At 74.3% G+C, this 15,044-nt stretch carries 17 protein-coding genes; 6 read left to right on the plus strand and 11 right to left on the minus strand.

The features are described 5' to 3' along the window. Positions 1-260: 260 nt before the first annotated feature. Genes ABZ479_RS27580 through ABZ479_RS27590 form a run of 3 tightly spaced genes read right to left on the minus strand, consistent with a single transcriptional unit; the run spans position 261 to position 3,089 of the window. Positions 261-1,466, minus strand: a complete 1,206-nt coding sequence (locus tag ABZ479_RS27580) for a cytochrome P450 (protein WP_500464061.1) — start codon at positions 1,464-1,466, stop codon at positions 261-263. 56 nt (positions 1,467-1,522) lie between these two features. Beyond that, a complete protein-coding gene (locus tag ABZ479_RS27585) occupies positions 1,523-2,890 on the minus strand; it encodes an NAD(P)/FAD-dependent oxidoreductase (protein ID WP_500464062.1) in 1,368 nt (455 codons plus the stop codon). Then, the gene (locus ABZ479_RS27590; protein WP_499600585.1) at positions 2,880-3,089 is read right to left on the minus strand and encodes a ferredoxin; all 210 of its coding nucleotides are present in this window, start codon (positions 3,087-3,089) and stop codon (positions 2,880-2,882) included. Before ABZ479_RS27590 ends, ABZ479_RS27585 begins: the two co-directional genes overlap by 11 nt. 130 nt (positions 3,090-3,219) lie before the next feature. On the opposite strand from ABZ479_RS27590, the gene ABZ479_RS27595 reads away from it, so the two are divergent. Further along, positions 3,220-3,420: a hypothetical protein gene (locus tag ABZ479_RS27595; RefSeq protein ID WP_319135553.1), complete on the plus strand. Its 201-nt coding sequence runs from the start codon at positions 3,220-3,222 to the stop codon at positions 3,418-3,420. Between the two features lie 32 nt (positions 3,421-3,452). On the opposite strand, the gene ABZ479_RS27600 is transcribed toward ABZ479_RS27595, so the two are convergent. Then, positions 3,453-3,842 (minus strand): hypothetical protein, encoded by a 390-nt coding sequence (locus tag ABZ479_RS27600; RefSeq protein WP_500464063.1) that lies wholly within the window; start codon positions 3,840-3,842, stop codon positions 3,453-3,455. Positions 3,843-4,356: 514 nt separating this feature from the next. On the opposite strand from ABZ479_RS27600, the gene ABZ479_RS27605 reads away from it, so the two are divergent. Both ABZ479_RS27605 and ABZ479_RS27610 read left to right on the plus strand, forming a co-directional pair. After that, the gene (locus tag ABZ479_RS27605; RefSeq protein ID WP_500464064.1) at positions 4,357-5,466 is read left to right on the plus strand and encodes a VanZ family protein; all 1,110 of its coding nucleotides are present in this window, start codon (positions 4,357-4,359) and stop codon (positions 5,464-5,466) included. Positions 5,467-5,627: 161 nt separating this feature from the next. Continuing rightward, positions 5,628-7,010: an SMI1/KNR4 family protein gene (locus ABZ479_RS27610; protein WP_500464065.1), complete on the plus strand. Its 1,383-nt coding sequence runs from the start codon at positions 5,628-5,630 to the stop codon at positions 7,008-7,010. A gap of 69 nt (positions 7,011-7,079) precedes the next feature. Here ABZ479_RS27610 and ABZ479_RS27615 read toward each other — a convergent pair whose 3' ends face one another. The 6 genes from ABZ479_RS27615 to ABZ479_RS27640 all read right to left on the minus strand — a co-directional run bounded on the left by ABZ479_RS27615 (position 7,080) and on the right by ABZ479_RS27640 (position 10,954). Further along, a complete protein-coding gene (locus ABZ479_RS27615; protein ID WP_500464066.1) occupies positions 7,080-7,580 on the minus strand; it encodes a hypothetical protein in 501 nt (166 codons plus the stop codon). Positions 7,581-7,760: 180 nt separating this feature from the next. After that, positions 7,761-8,159 carry a VOC family protein gene (locus ABZ479_RS27620; RefSeq protein ID WP_499600574.1) on the minus strand — a complete coding sequence of 133 codons (399 nt, stop codon included), beginning with the start codon at positions 8,157-8,159 and terminating at the stop codon, positions 7,761-7,763. Next, positions 8,156-8,449: an ArsR/SmtB family transcription factor gene (locus ABZ479_RS27625; RefSeq protein ID WP_500464067.1), complete on the minus strand. Its 294-nt coding sequence runs from the start codon at positions 8,447-8,449 to the stop codon at positions 8,156-8,158. The genes ABZ479_RS27620 and ABZ479_RS27625 overlap by 4 nt, the downstream gene beginning before the upstream one ends. A gap of 61 nt (positions 8,450-8,510) precedes the next feature. Beyond that, entirely contained in the window at positions 8,511-8,969 is a 459-nt protein-coding gene (locus ABZ479_RS27630) for an SUKH-4 family immunity protein (RefSeq protein ID WP_500464068.1), read from the minus strand. 62 nt (positions 8,970-9,031) lie between these two features. After that, complete coding sequence (locus ABZ479_RS27635; RefSeq protein ID WP_500464069.1) at positions 9,032-9,679, minus strand: hypothetical protein; 648 nt, start codon at positions 9,677-9,679, stop codon at positions 9,032-9,034. 168 nt (positions 9,680-9,847) lie between these two features. Next, positions 9,848-10,954, minus strand: coding sequence for a PP2C family protein-serine/threonine phosphatase (locus ABZ479_RS27640; RefSeq protein ID WP_500464070.1), 1,107 nt, complete (start codon positions 10,952-10,954; stop codon positions 9,848-9,850). A 408-nt stretch (positions 10,955-11,362) separates the two neighbouring features. On the opposite strand from ABZ479_RS27640, the gene ABZ479_RS27645 reads away from it, so the two are divergent. Continuing rightward, complete coding sequence (locus tag ABZ479_RS27645) at positions 11,363-11,917, plus strand: DoxX family protein (protein WP_500464071.1); 555 nt, start codon at positions 11,363-11,365, stop codon at positions 11,915-11,917. 172 nt (positions 11,918-12,089) lie between these two features. Then, positions 12,090-12,872, plus strand: a complete 783-nt coding sequence (locus ABZ479_RS27650) for a DUF899 family protein (protein WP_500464072.1) — start codon at positions 12,090-12,092, stop codon at positions 12,870-12,872. Between the two features lie 15 nt (positions 12,873-12,887). Here the strand turns inward: ABZ479_RS27650 and ABZ479_RS27655 are convergent, their stop codons facing one another. Continuing rightward, positions 12,888-13,862, minus strand: coding sequence for an aldo/keto reductase (locus ABZ479_RS27655; RefSeq protein ID WP_500464073.1), 975 nt, complete (start codon positions 13,860-13,862; stop codon positions 12,888-12,890). 214 nt (positions 13,863-14,076) lie between these two features. Here ABZ479_RS27655 and ABZ479_RS27660 point away from each other — a divergent pair, with 214 nt between their 5' ends. Beyond that, positions 14,077-15,033, plus strand: a complete 957-nt coding sequence (locus ABZ479_RS27660) for a helix-turn-helix transcriptional regulator (RefSeq protein WP_500464074.1) — start codon at positions 14,077-14,079, stop codon at positions 15,031-15,033. Positions 15,034-15,044 lie beyond the last annotated feature (11 nt).

Consider the following 15,044-nt stretch of genomic DNA (forward strand, 5'->3'; position numbering starts at 1 on the left):
GACAAGTCGGCCTGACGCAATGCCAGCCACAAAGCCCCTCGTGACGATCCGGCCGGAAGGCGGTTACGCGCCGGAGACATTGACAACCCCGTCGAGTCAACCTCCACGAATTCCCGACGGAAATCCGTGCCACCGACAATGCGCAGTGGCACGGAAATTCCATGTGCCGCTACGGCGCGATGACGCGCGAATTCCGGCGCGCCGCCGAATTGTTGCCCGGGTCCGGTTTCGGCTGTGATGGAGGGACCGTCCGGCCGGCCTCAGAAGCCGACGAGGAGGTGACGGGGCCCGCGCAGCATGGCGTTCCGGCGGTAGGGCGGCGGGTCCTGCAGTAGGGTCGCCGTGCCGAGTCCGGGCAGGAGCGCGCCGAGCGCCGTCTGGGCCTCGATGCGGGCGAGCGGGGCGCCGTAGCAGAAGTGGACGCCGCTGCCGAAGCCGATGTGCTCGTTGTCCTTGCGGGCGAGGTCGAACCGCTCGGGGTCCTTGAAGCGCAGTGGGTCGCGGCTGCCCGAGGCGAGCGCGAGGATCACCGACGTCCCCTTCGGGATGACGGTGCCCGCGATCTCCACGTCGGCCAGCGGGACGCGCTCGCGCAGGTGCACCGGCGGCTCGTACCGCAGCAGCTCCTCCACCGTCTCCGGCATCAGTTCCGGCTCCTGGCGCAGCCGTTCCAGCTGGTCCGGGTGGCGCAGCAGCGTGAGCACACCGTTGGTGATCAGGTTGACCGTGGTCTCGTGCCCCGCGATGAGCAGCAGGATCGCGGTCACCGCCAGCTCCTCGTCGGTGAGCCGCAGCTGCGGATCGGGCTCGTTGACGAAGTCCGAGAGCAGGTCGCCGGTGGGCCGGCCGCGGCGCTCCTCCGCGAGACCGAGCAGGTAGGCGCCCATCGCGATCCGGGCCTGGCGGCCCGCCTCGGCCCGCGCGGCGCTGTCCTCGCCGGGACTGATGTCGGCGGAGGCGACGAGCTGGTCGGTCCACTCCCGGAACCGGGGCTCGTCCTCGCGCGGGACACCCAGCACCCGGCAGATGACCGTGACCGGCAGGGGATAGGCGAGGTCGTCGACGATGTCGACGTGTTCGCGGCCCCTGAGCCCGTCGACCAGTTCCCGGGTGACCCGGGTGATCTCGTCGCGCATGGCGTCGACCCGGCCGGGGCTGTGCGGCGGGCCGAACGGCCGCATGGCCAGGGTGCGCAGCCGGTGGTGCTCGGGATCGTCCAGCCGCAGGAACGGCAGGTGCCGCGTCTCCTCCACCGCCTCCGGGGCCGGCGTGGTGCGGTTGCGGGGGTCCGCGCTGAGCCTCGGGTCGTGGAGCAGGCCCACGACCTCGTGGTACGTGCCGACCAGGTAGCTGCCGTCCGCCTGCCGCACCACGGGCCCGGCCTCGCGGAGTTCCGCGTACAGCGGGTACGGGTCGGGGCGGCTGGCGTAGTCGGTGATGCGTTCCAGCAGGGTCTCGGCGGTCATGCGGGGTGGCTCCTCGTGGGTCCTCGTGGGGTCCTGCCGGATGGGCGGGGGGCGGGTCACCCGGTGGGCCGCGCCAGCACCAGCCGCCGGTCCGGCAGGTACCCGGTGAGCGCGACGGTGGGACCGTGCGAGAGCCTGCTCGGGTCCGGCACGTCGGAGGGGAGCGGGACCTCGGCCGCCGCACGCCGGTCCGCGGCCCCCGGCGGGGGCGGGAACGGGGCGGCCGCCTCGATGAGGCGCTCGTAGTACTCCAGCGACTTGGCCATGTCGACCGTGACCGCGGCGGTCACCCGGCCGCGGTAGCCGTAGACCATGACCAGACGCCGCTCCTCCAGCGAACCCTGGGCGATGACCACCTCGTCGGAGAAGGTCGGGACCCCCACCGACTTGATGTTGTGGCCGAACTGGCTCGACCAGAACGTCGGGACGGCGAGGTGCGGACGCCGCTGCGGCCCGGGACTGACCATGTTGTGCGCGGCCACCTCGGCCTGGTCCACCGCGTTGCGCCAGTGCTCGAGGGAGAGCAACTGGTACTCGTACAGCGGGTGCGGGAAGCGCGAGACGTCACCTGCCACGAACACGTCGTCCGTGACGATGCCGTACATGTCGAACGCCCGGCAGCCCGCGTCGCAGGCGATCCCGCGCGGATCCGCGGCCAGGCCCGACTCCGCGAGCCACTCCACGTTGCGCACCGCGCCCATGGCGACGACGCACACGTCGGCGTCGACACGGGTGCCGTCCGACAGGTCCGCGCCGGTGAACCTGCCGTTGCCGCGCAGCGAGGTGACGGTCACGCCGCAGCGCAGGTCCACGCCGTGCGCCCGCTGCATGGCGGCCGCGAGCTTCGACAGCGTCCCGCCGAGCGCGCCCACCAGCGGGGCGGGTCCGCGCTCGGTGACCGTGACCTCCAGACCCCGCTCCCGGCACACCGACGCGATCTCCGAACCGGTGAAGCCCGCCCCGATCACCAGCACCCGGCGCGGCCCGGCCGCCAGCCGCTCGGCCAGCCCCGCGGCGTCGTCGCTGGTGCGCAGCGTGAACACCCCGTCGAGGGCCGCCTCCTCGGGAACCGGCCAGGGCCGCGCCCGCGTACCGGTCGCGATCAGCAGCCGGTCGAACGGGAGCGACGAGCCGTCGCCCAGCAGGACCCGCTTGCCCACCGCGTCCAGCCCGGTGGCGGGCACGCCCAGCCGCCACTCCGCCTCCGGGTCACGGCGCATCGGCAGCCCGGTGGCGTCCGCCCGCCCCTTGCCGAGCAGCACGTGCTTGGACAGCGGAGGCCGGTCGTACGGCGGGTGGGGCTCGTCCCCGACCACGGTCAGCGAACCGGTGAAGCCCTTCTCGCGCAGCGCCTCGGCGGCCCTCAGACCGGCCAGGGACGCGCCGACGACGACGATCCGCCCCTCACGGAGGTCACCGGGCACCGGCGCTCACCCCCTCGCCCACCAGGATCGCCTGGACCGGGCACGCCGCGGCGGCCTGGCGCACGCGTGCGTACTGGTCCTCCGGGACCGCCGGGTTGTACAGCAGTGCCTCCGGGCCGTGCAGTTCGAACACGTCGGGCGCGAGGAACACGCACTGCGCATAGCCCTGGCAACGGGTGAGATCGACGACAACGCGCATGCCCAGCCACTTTCTCCGGCCCCCGGGTGTCCTGCCTCGTCCCTCCATTGGTAAGCCCTGCGGGGCGGCGGCGCGCGTCCGGCTACTCCGCCGGGATGCGGCCCCGCGCGGGCGGGGCCAGGCTGGGCTGGTGCCATGCCGAGTGATCGTCTACCCGCCGTCGGGCAGCGGCGGCCGCCGGGTGCGGTGCGACGGCAGGATCCTCGGCCTCGCCCACGGACCCCGCGACGTCCTCGCGCTGGTCCGCCGCGCCGGGCTCCGCATGCGCCTGGGGGACCTGTACGACAGCGACCTCGTCGAGTGGCGCGGCGCCGGGCCCACGACGTGGTGACGGGCCCGTGTGACGGCGCGGCGCCCTCGCGGCTACGAACGCGGCCAGAGCGGCGCCATCACGCCCAGGTCGACCACCGACACCCACTCCGCCGACGGGATCGCCCGCTCCACCACGAACCAATCGTCCGGACGCCCGTCGAAGAGGGTCGCCGCGAGCGCCTCGGCCGACCCGGCGGGCAGCTTGGTACCGGCCCAGGCATGCCACCGCTGTGCCTCGGGCACCGGGACCTCCACCGTGATCCGCACCGTCCGGTCGCGGAACGGCCCGGGCAGCGACCCCGGGCTCGGATCCGCGGTCAGGTGCACGGTCCGCGCCGGCTCCATTACGGCGTCCGGCCCCTCCGGCCAGGTCGCCCGGATCTCCGCGTCTGCCAAGATCAGCGGCCACAGCCCCGGCCGCGTGAAATGGAAAAGCAGCATGCGGGGACCCTACTGGCGTACCACCGCTGGGTACGTTTCCGGCATGTGACGACGAGCGCCGCCCCCGGCCGCGACTCCTCCGGCCCCGGTTCGGGTTCAGGTTCGGGTTGAGCGCAGGCGGTAGGGCGGTCCCTGGGCACAGCCATGGGGTGCGTTGTTGCCGCTCTCGCTGAAGTCCGCGCAGGTCAGCACTCCGCCCGTCCGCCGTCAAGGGCCCGCGAGCTGCTGCGCTCGGCGGAGACCTTCGTGGAGGACCTCCTCCACGCGCTGCTGGACGCGCTGGGCTTTCCCGAGGCGACGGAACCCGCGCCGCGGCCGTAGGGCGGGAGCGCGAGGTCCCAGGCGGTCCCGGACCGGCGGAGAGGGGCTGTTACAGCTTGGTCATCCGTTGAGCCAGGGCCCATGACGTGCGGGCGCGAGGGTGATCGCCGACGCGCCGCGGCAAGCGTGCCGTCGACCGGTCCCCTCGCGCTCGAAAGGCACGGCATTGTTCGCTCTCGTCTTCGGAGGGCACATGTTGTACCTCCTGCTCGTCGCCCTCGTCTCCGCCGCCGTGCTGGGGGTCGTCGCGACCGCCCTGCGGGGCCGTTCCGACCGGCCCTGGACCTACGGGGCCTGGGCGGCGACGACGACGGCCGCCCTGTTCCTGACGCTCTGGCTGAGACCCGTCGGCACTGGCGGGGTGAGGTGCACGGTGAGCAAGGACGTGTGGGAGTCGTTCGGGACGACCCAGGGCTGGATGAACGTCGCCCTGTTCGTGCCGATCGGATTCCTCGGCGTCCGCGCAGCCCGGCGGCCGGTGCCGCCGCTGCTGCTGTCCGTCCTCCTGGCCTGCGGGATCGAGACCGTCCAGGCGTGCCTTCCCGTCATCGGCCGCTACTGCGACACCAGTGACCTCGTCACCAACGTCTTGGGCGCCGCCGCGGGCGTGGGGGCCGGGCTGCTGTCCCTCCGCCTCGTCGGACGGGGGCTGCCGGCCTGGCCCACACGTCACCGCGGCTTCCTGGCCGTGACCGGGTCGGGATTCGTCGCCGTCGCCTGCGTGCTGTCGACCGTCGTCGACGTGCGCGTGGTGGACCACGCCGAGCCGAACAGGCAGGCGTCGGCGGAACAGCGCGCCGTGATCGGGGAGGCGGTCCGCGAGGCGCTGGGCGACGACGTCAGGATCGCCCGCGTCTCGGACAACACGCCGTGCGGTATGGACGGCGTGAACGAGGAGGTCTGGGCCGAGCTGGAGCCGGACGGCGTCGCCTTCATGCGCTGGCCCGACCCGGACGGGTACCGGGTCGACGTGTCGATGGGGCCGCGGACCGAGGCCCCGGCCGTGGGCAGGCCCATCCCGGGCGCCGCCGGTCCCGTGCACGACGCGGCCGCCGCCGAGCGGACCGCCGGCCGCTACGTGGCCGCGCGCTATCCCACCGCCGGCACCGAGCGGCCCGCGGTGCTCCGTGCCGACGACGGCCCCGGCGAGACGTGGACCGTCACCTACCCGTACCGCGACGACCGCATGGCGGCCGTGACGTCGCTGGAGGTGCGGGTGAACTCCGCCGGACGCCTCCTCGGCGTCCGCGTCACCGCGCCCGCGGAGGACAGCCGGGACAAGTACTCCGGGGCGTGTGCCTGACGGTCGCCCGCGACGACCCGCGGGGGCCGGGGTGGCTCTCGCCGGCCGTCGGGGACGGGGACGGGGACGGGGACGGGCCGGTGTCGGTGTCGGTGGTGGCGCCTAGCATCGGCCAGGACAGCACGTTCCGTCACGTTCACCAGCGCCACCGGAGGCCGCAGTTGTCCTCGATCCACGACTTCACGACCTGGGAGCCCCTGCTGAGGGTCCTGCGGGCCGGCAACGCGGAGCGGCTCGCGGCACCGGGTGGCCACGTGGCGGGCCGGATCGGCCGCGGATCGTGGAGCGTGCCGATGCCGCCCAGGTTGCCGGCGCCGGGACGGGCCCTCCAGATCGAGGACGTGCAGGACGAGTTCGACGCGGTGGAGCGGGTGCGGAGCGCCCTGGCGGACGCCGGTGTGGAGGACGTCCCGTTCACCGCCGAGATCGAGCCGGACGGAAGGACCGTCCTGTACCTGCACGGCTCAAGTCCCGCCGTGGAGACCGGGATCGGCGGTGCGCACCCGGGTGCGCTCGTCCTGGTCGAGGACGCGGTCCCGGAGCCCTGGCGCCGCCTTCCCGAGCCGGCGCCGGAGGCGGTTGCGTCCCCGACGGCAGATCCGGCGTGGCTGGAGCGTACGCTCCGCGAGCGGATCCCCGACGCCATCGGTGCCACCGAGGCGGAGATCGCCGAGGTGGAGCAGCGCCTGGGCGTCGTGCTGCCCGACGAACTCAAGGCGCTGTACCGCGTGACGCGGGCCCGGTGGGAGGACTGGGCCGACGATTACGAGGCGGCGAAGCGGGTCTTCGGGGCGGTCGGCTGCGAGCTGTTGTCGCTCGACGACCTCTACGTCGCCGACGCGGCCTCACGCCCGTGTCCCTGGGAGTTCGCCGCGATCGAGGCGGTGGTCACCGCGCCCGACGCCGCCGTGCAGGGGGTGGTCGGCTCGCCCGGCTGGATCGCCTTCGGCGACAACGGCGGCGGCGACCGGATCGCGGTCGACCTGACACCGGGTCCGCGCGGGCACAGGGGACAGGTCGTCATCCTCAGCCACGAGGAGAACGTCGGCGCCGGGCTGGTCGCCGACTCCCTCACCGACATGGTCGCGGACCGGCGTCCGACCCACACCGGTGAACAGCGGACGGGCGAGCCCGAGGCCGTGGCCTGGGTCAACACCGGGAGCCTGGGCAGCGTCGCGGCCGCCGCACACCCCGGGCTCGAGGTCCTGTACATCGGCGTCCGGGAGGGCGAGCCGCTGAGCCTCGCCCCGGTCGTCGGACTGCCCCGCCTGCGGGCCCTCACGGCCTACCCGGGCACGCTCGCCGATCCGCTGGAGATCGCCGGGCTGACCGGACTGGAGTACCTCGAACTCGGCCCGGAGCACTGGCGCGTCCTGCTGGACGCCGGGGCCGTCCCGCGCGGCCTGCTGGCCGCGGCCATCGAGGTGCACGGCGACCGGCACCCGCTCCCCGTGGTGGACCTGGCCAACGAGATCCTCGCCCTCTGGGACCGCCCGCCGATCCCCGTCACCGTGCTCGAGGGCCACCTCGGGCCGGTGGGGTAGCCGGCCACCCGGCCACCCGGCCGCGAGGCCCACCGGCCGGAGCGGCGCAGCGTCTCCGCCGCGAGGGTGCTACTCCGGTGGCGCCTCGGCGTGTTGGTCCCAGCCGACCGCCACCGCCCAGGTGACGCCCGGGCTCGCGGTGACCTTGAGCCGGGTTGCGGCCTTGGCGGTGGTCATCGCGGCGCCGTTGAGGCTGCCGTCCGGCCGGCCGGAGCAATGTTCCGTGAACGTGCCGTAGCGGCCCGCGTCGACGGTGAGCGTTCCCGTGCCCTGGCACTGCGTCGCCACGTAGACCGTCCCGCCCGGGGGCTTCGCGGGCAGCGCCTGCTCCAGGCCGCCGCTGCGCCGTCCCGTCGACACCCAGATCCTGGCATCCGTCAGCCCCTCCGCCGGATCCTGCCAGGACGCGGCGGACGCGACCGGCGGGGCGGGCGCCGCCGAACGGGGCGTGGCGCGGGCCGTAGCCGCCTCCGGCTGCCGGGCGGCCACCGGGCCGGCCGAGCAGCCGCTCAGGACGAGGACGGACGCGACGCCGCCCAACAGAGCGCGCCGCAGTGCGCGATGGAACACATCAACCCCCGTGTGCGGTTCCCGATCGACCGGATCATGCTGGCAGCTCCGGCCGTGGGCGTACAGCAGGCCGTCGTCGGGAGACGCGGGGCGCTGGGTCTCGCGACGTCGGACTCCTCGGCGAACGTGGGGGCGTGACCGCCGGGCCGTTCCCGGGGCGGACCGCGGCCGGCCTCCCGGTCAGCCCGCGGCGTCGTCGCTGTGCACGATCTGGATCAGGTTGCCGCACGTGTCGTCCAGGACGGCGGTCGTGACCGGGCCCATTCGGACGGGCTCCTGGGTGAAGTACACCCCGAGCCCGCGCAGCCGCTCGAACTCCGCCCGCACGTCGTCCACGGCGAAGGAGGTGGCCGGGATGCCGTCCTCGACCAGCGCCGACTTGTACGGCTTCACCGCGGGATGGCCGGAGGGCTCGAGCAGCAGCTCCGTCCCGTCCGGGTCCTCCGGGGAGACCACCGTCAGCCACCGGTCCGTGCCGAGCGGGACGTCGTGCTTCTTCACGAAGCCCAGCACGTCGGTGTAGAAGCGCAGCGCCTTCTCCTGGTCGTCGACGAAGACGCTGGACAGGTGGATCCTCATGGGGTGCGCTCCGGTGCGTCGGGCCTGAGCCACCGCGTCACGATGCGCTCAAGGGGTTCGGTGTTCAGGTCGTGGTACTTGTACCGGCCCTGGCGCCGCGTGAGCACCAGGCCCGCCGTCTCGAGCACGGCCAGGTGCTGGCTGACCGCCTGGCGGGACAGCCCGAGGCCGTGCTTCAGGGCAAGCCGTCCACAGATCTCGAACAGCGTCTGGCCGTCCCGTTCCACCAGCTCGTCCAGGATGCGTCGGCGGGTGGGGTCGGCCAGTGCCTTGAAGACATCCTCTGCCATGGTCCGAGCATAGGCAAGTGACGACTTGCCTATCAAGCCGTCGAGCGCTGCGGTGCCGGGGTCAGGCGTCCATGGAGTAGCCGAGTTCCTCGGCCGCGATGTGCCAGTAGGAGTTCTCGTCGGAGACCGCCGCCGCGTCGACCGCGCGGAAGCGCTCGACCAGCGCGTCGGTCAGGGCGTCGGCGTCACGCATCGCACGTTCCAGGGCCTCGTCGGAGTCGTCGTCCTCCGGCGCCTCGTACCGCTCCGCCTCATGGGCGGCCTGCTCGTAGGCCCGGCAGAACGCCACGAACTCCTCGTGGCCCGAGTTCAGCAGGCGCGCCGTACCGTCGTTCCCCAGCAGCCACAGCGAGCCGTCGGTGCGTCGCAGGCCGATCGCGCTCACGCCCGGGTCGAGCGCCACGACGGCGTAACGGACGTCCTCGACCGTGCGCTCGGAGAAGGGCGCACCCTGCCACTCGCCCGGATAGGGCCAATCGGAGCATCCCGCAAGGAGTGAGGCGAGCTCAGCGTCGTCCATGCGGAGAACCTATCCCGGGCGGCGGCCGGAACCCCGCCCGGCCGAACACCGCCGCTACCGGATCACCGGTCCCGGCGCGTGCGCTTGGTCAGCCGTCCCAGGAGGCCGCGGCGGGCGGGGCCGGTGAAGGGCGGGAGCGCCGCGAAGCCGGGTTCGGCGCCCAGGGTCCCGGCGAGGTGGGCGAGCGCCGTCCGTACCCGGGTGAGCGGGTGGCCGGGGAAGCGCGCGTCGTACTCCTCGGCGTCGGCGCGGTGGAAGGGGAGCCCGTCGCGCAGCCCGGGCGCGTAGGGATGCTCCAGGAAGTACTGCTCGGGCCCGAGTTCGGCGAGGACCATGGCCTCGCGCATCCCGGTGACGCCGTCCTCGAAGGCCTGCACCTTGACCACCGCGCTGCAGGCCGCGCGCGGCACGGTGTACGTGCCCAGGAACGCCTGGCCTCTCGGCCGGTCCGGCAGCGGCACTTTGAGCACCTGGCGCAGCGCCGGCAGTCCGGCGACCCGGACGACGTCGGCCTCGATGAGGCCGCCGCCCGCGTCGGCCGTGAAGCGGGCGAGTGCCTGTCGCAGCCGGTCCGGCTCCTCCAGGGGCGCCGGTATGTCCGGAGGCAGGTCGAAGAAGTGCAGGCTGATCACATCGCCGTGGTCATCGGCCCAGGCGTGCTCGGCGACCTGCCGGTAGCCCGGCAGGTCCGCACCGTCGAGTGGTCCCATGGGCAACGATCATGCCGTAGGGGCGAGTTCGGTGTCACGGCGCACCAGGGCCGCGTATCTGCCCCGGGGGGCGAGCAGTTGGTCGTGCGTGCCGCGTCCGGTGATCCGCCCGACGACGTGTTCCGGGCCGGCCCCCTCGACTACGCGTGCGCCAAAGGTGACGGAGGCTCAGCCGTTCGTGGTCCGCTCGGCCGCGGACGCGTGGGTGACGGCCAGCAGTGCCGTGTCGTCGGTCCGCCGGCCGCCCGTGTGCCGGTGCCGGTCGGCGAGCAGGGCGTCCACGAGGGCGTCCGGGCCGGGGTGCCGGCGGCCCGTGCAGCCGGCGACGGGGTCGTAGAAGGTGCCCGCCGCGTCGCGGGCCTCGGTGAGTCCGTCGGTGTAGAGCAGCAGGGTGGCCCCTTCGGGGAACGGCAGGGTGTCGACGGTGCCGGGGCCCTCGCCGAGGGCGGCGAGACCCAGGGGCAGGCCCGGCCGGGCGGGTTCGACGTAGCGCACGGTGTCGCCCAGGAAGAGCAGCGGCGCCGGGTGGCCGCGGTTGATCAGCCGTACCTCGTCCCCACCGCGGGGGAACTCCGCCAGCACGCCGGTGACGAAGCCCTCGAGCTCGGTCAGCGTGCCCGACTGCCGTGCCTCGAGGGTGACGGCCTGCTCCAGCCGCCGTACGAGCCCGGTCAGGCTGGGCTCCTGGAGGGCCGCCTCGCGGAAGGCGCCGACGCCGACGGAGACCGCCCTGACCGCCCCCATCCCCTTGCCGCGCACGTCGCCGATGACGCAGCGCACCCCGAACGGGGTGTCGACCACGGCGTACAGGTCCCCGCCGATCCGCGCGTCCGTCTGGGCCGCCTCGTACCGCGCGGCGAAGCGCAGCGGGCCGATCCGCTCCGGCGGTGCGGGCAGGACGGCGCGCTGGACGGCGGCGGCGATGTCGCGCGCGGACCGCAGCTGCCGCTCGCGGTGGTGGAGGAGCCGGTTGAGGAGGACGGCGACCACGGTCACGGTCGCGACCATGACCAGCTCGCTCACCGCGACCGCGCTCTCGCGGTAGCCGAAATACCGGAACATGCCCCAGTCGAGGACGAGCGCGCTCACCCCGGTGAGGATCGTGCCGCGCAGGGACAGCAGGGGCGCGGCCGCCAGGATCGCGGCCGCGTAGAGGGCGGCGGCGCTGACGGTGCGGGGGGTGACGAAGTCGATCAGCAGGGCGAAGGACAGCAGGGTGGCCGGGATCAGGCGGCTCCGCCGTCCCGGCCGCTTCCACGTTCCCAGTCTCGCCACGCGCTGCTCCCGACGCCGACCGGGCTCCTGGCCGGCTCAGGCTAACCGCCCCCGCTCCGCCCCGCTCTCCACGTCACCCGACTCGCCCGCGCCGTACCCCGTCACGGGGCCGCCGTCGGCCGGACGGCGCAGGCGTCCTTCATCCCCGGTCCGGTGTCCGCCGCGCGGCGGCGATCGTGGGCAGCGGCGTCTCCCGGACGCCACCGGAAGACCCTGCCGGGGCGCGGAGGGGGCCATCGGTGGCACGGCATGCGACCCCCATGGACCTAACGTCCGGCGTGCCGCGCGCCGGACGGCGCCGCGTCGGGTCACGCTGCTGGCGTGAGGCGTGACCGGCCGCGCGGTGAGCCGCCGTCGCGACGTCCGGCTCGCAGGCCGCGCACGGCATCCCCACGAAGGGCCCCAGACATGTCCGCTTCCCCCCTCGGCACACTGTCCCGCTCCGGCTCCCACGCGCTCGACGAGCACGGCGTCCCGCCGTACGTCCACGACGCCGGGCTGCTGCTCCTGCGGCTGGTGCTCGGGCTGACGATGGCGAGCCACGGAGCGCAGAAGTTGTTCGGCTGGTTCTCCGGGGTGGGCCTCGACGGCGCCGGACGCGTCTTCACCTCGGCCGGGTACCCGGCGGGCAAGGCGATGGCCGTGATGGCCGGGCTCAGCGAGGTGCTGGGGGGCCTGGGCCTGACCGTCGGGCTGCTGACCCCGCTCGCCGCGGCGGCGGTGCTCGGCGTCATGGCCAACGCCATCGCGCTGAAGTGGAGCGGCGGGTTCTTCGCCCCGGCCGGGGTGGAGTACGAACTCCTCATCGCCGCGGTGGCCGTCGTCCTCGCCGTCGTCGGGCCCGGCCGCTTCGCGCTGGACCGTCACGTGCCCGGCGTGCGGGCGCACCGGGTGGGCAACGGCGTCGCCGCGGTCGTCCTCGGCGTGGTGCTGGGCACGATCGTGCTGCTGTTCCGCGGCTGACCACGCCGTGCCGAAGGCCCTGCGCCGTCCGGCGGGCAGCCACGGGGCCCGGGGAGGCCGACGGTCGTCACCGCAGAGGGCGATGAGTTCCGGCCCGGGCACGGGTCCACAGTGGTGACGGCCCCGGAAGGCCGTACGGCACCGTCCGGCACGAGACACCACGGAGACCTCCATGACGACCACGCCCGACGACCCGACCACCGCGGCGCCCGGCCGCCCGCCCGTGGTCGACCCGGCCACCTGGCAGGCCGCCCGTGACGAGCTGCTGGTCCGCGAGAAGGCCCACACCCGCGAGGGCGACGCCCTGGCCGCGGCCCGGCGCCGGCTGCCGATGGTGGAGCTCGACGGGACGGCCGAGGTCGACGGGGCCGACGGCCCGGTGCCGTTCCTCGACCTGTTCCAGGGCCGCGACGAGCTCGTGGTCTACAAGCACATGTGGTACGACGGCGCGCCGCACCAAGGGCAGTGCGAGGGCTGCACCACCACGGCCTGGCACCTCAAGGACGCCGTCTACCTCAACGCCCGCGGCGTCTCGTTCGCCGTCCTGACCACCGGCCGCTGGGACGAGGTGGCCTCCTACGTCGCGTTCATGGGCTACACCCAGCCCTGGTACTCGGTGCGCGACGTGCAGGGCTCGGTCGGCGACGGCATGGGGCAGATCACCTCCTTCCTGCGCGACGGCGACCGCGTGTTCCTCACCTACTCCACGACGGGCCGGGGGAACGAGCGGGTCAACGGTTCCCTCGGCCTGCTCGACATGACGCCGTACGGCCGCCGCGAGGCGTGGGAGGACAACCCCGCGGGGCGGCCCGAGGGCGGCGCCGCGTGCTGGTCCTGGCGCTCGGACGCCGACGGCAACGCCACGTGGGGCCCGGCCAGCCGGCCCGTACCGCAGTGGACCCGCCCCGGCGCCGGCCCCGTGGAGACCCTCGGCCGGCGCGGCCACCACCACTGACGCGCCCTGCTCCGCTCAGTAGCGGGCGCCCACGGGAGGCTGGATGGCGTCGAGGTCGGCGAGGTCGGCCGGGGACAGCCGGACGTCCGCGGCGGCCGCGTTGTCCGCGAGGTACTTCGGGGTCTTGGTGCCGGGGATGGGGACGACGTGCGGGCCCTGGGCGCCGAGCCAGGCGAGGGCCACCTGCGCGGGGGTGGCCCCGGACCGGTCGGCGACCTCGCGGACCTTGGCGGCGATGTCCAGGTTGGCCCGCAGGTTGTCCTGCTGGAAGCGCGGCAGGCGGCGGCGCTGGTCGTCCTGCGGCAGCTCGTCGAAGGAGGCGAAGCGGCCGGCGAGGAAGCCGCGGCCCAGCGGCGAGTACGGCAGCAGGCCGATGCCGTGCCGCTCGCAGTAGGGCAGGACCTCGGCCTGCACGTCGCGGGTCCACAGGGAGAACTCGGACTGCACGGTGGTGACCGGGTGGACGGCCTGGGCGCGCCGGATCTGGTCGACGCCGACCTCGGACAGGCCCAGGTGGAGGGCCTTGCCCGCGGCGACGGCCTCGGCCATGGCGCCCCAGGTCTCCTCGAGCGGGACGTCGGGGTCGACGCGGTGCAGCTGGTAGAGCTCGACGTGGTCGGTGCCCAGGCGGCGCAGGCTGGCGTCGATGGCCGCGCGGATGTGTTCGGGCCGGCCGTTGGGCCTGACCAGCGGGGAGCCGCCGGGGCCGCCGGTGGGGTCGAGGCACTCCATGCCCGCCTTGGTGGCGAGGACCGCGCGCTCGCGGTGCCCGGCCAGGGCCCGGCCGAGGAGTTCCTCGTTGGTGTACGGGCCGTAGACGTCGGCCGTGTCGATCAGGGTCACGCCCAGGTCCAGGGCCTGGTGGACGACGGAGACGGAGGTGGCCTCGTCACGAGGGGCGGCCATGTCGTAGGCGAAGCTCATTCCCATGGCGCCCAGGCCGATGACGCCGACCTCAGGTCCGTGGGTGCCCAGGGTGGTGGTGCGCATGCTGTGTCCTGCCTTCGTGTCGAACGGGACGGGCTGCTCGGTCACAGTCCGTGAACGGTGTGCCGCCCGGGGCGGCTGCCCGTGCTGCTCCGCCACCCTCCCGCCGCGGCGGACGCCGTGGCAGGGCGCGCCGCGACGGGGAGCGGTGTTCGGGGGTGCGGTACGGCCCCCCACGTCCGCCTCGTCCGCGCCGGCCGGCTGGCACACTGGGCGAATGAGCCCTGACCAGCAGAGCAACGACCTGGCGGGGTTCCTGCGCGCCCGCCGCACCCAGGTCACCCCCGAGCAGGTCGGCCTCCCGGAGGGCCCGGGATTCCGCCGCACCCCGGGGCTGCGCCGCGAGGAGCTCGCGACCCTCGCCGGGGTCAGCATCGACTACTACACGCGACTGGAACGCGGCAAGGAGACCCGTCCGAGCCCCGCCGTCGTCGACTCCCTCGCCCGTTCGCTGCTCCTGGACGGTGACGAGCACGAGCACCTGCGCCGGCTGGCCGCACGGGCCACGCGCAGCGCCGCCGAGCCGCCCGCCGTGCCCAGCCGCGCGGTGCGGCCCGGAGTCCGGCTCATGCTGGAGAGCCTGCGGCCCGCACCGGCGTACGTCCTCAGCCGCACCCTGGACGTGCTCGCCGCGAACCCCGCGGGCCTGTACCTCTACGCGGGCATCGAGGACTGGCCGGCCACGCGGCGCAACCTGGCCCGCTACTACTTCCTGCACCCCGCCGCCCGCGAGCTGTTCCCCGAGTGGGAGACCCGCATCCGCGGCTGTGTCGCCCGCCTCAGGGCGCTGGCCGGCATCGACCCCGACGCGCCGGACCTGGCCCGGCTCGTCGGCGAACTGCTGCTGAAGAGCGACGACTTCGCCCGTCTGTGGGAGCGGTACGACGTCCGGCCGCACCGCCCCGGCACCAAGCACTTCCGGCACCCCGAGGTCGGCGACCTCACCCTCGGCTACCAGCCGATGCAACTGGACGGCACCCCCGGGCACCGGCTCGTCGTCTACTACGCCGAGGAGGGGAGCCCGGACCACGACGCCATGGTCCTCCTCGACATGATCGGCACCCAGCGCGCCGCCGGCACGGGCGGCCACGACGCAGACGCGGCCGACCACGACGTCGACGCGGCCCCCGACGCCCTGCCGGCCCCACTGCGCCACCGCGACACCCCGCGGTAGGCGGCCCGAAC

The organism is Streptomyces sp. NPDC005722 (genome assembly GCF_040630935.1).
In the GTDB taxonomy this organism is placed as follows: domain Bacteria; phylum Actinomycetota; class Actinomycetes; order Streptomycetales; family Streptomycetaceae; genus Actinacidiphila.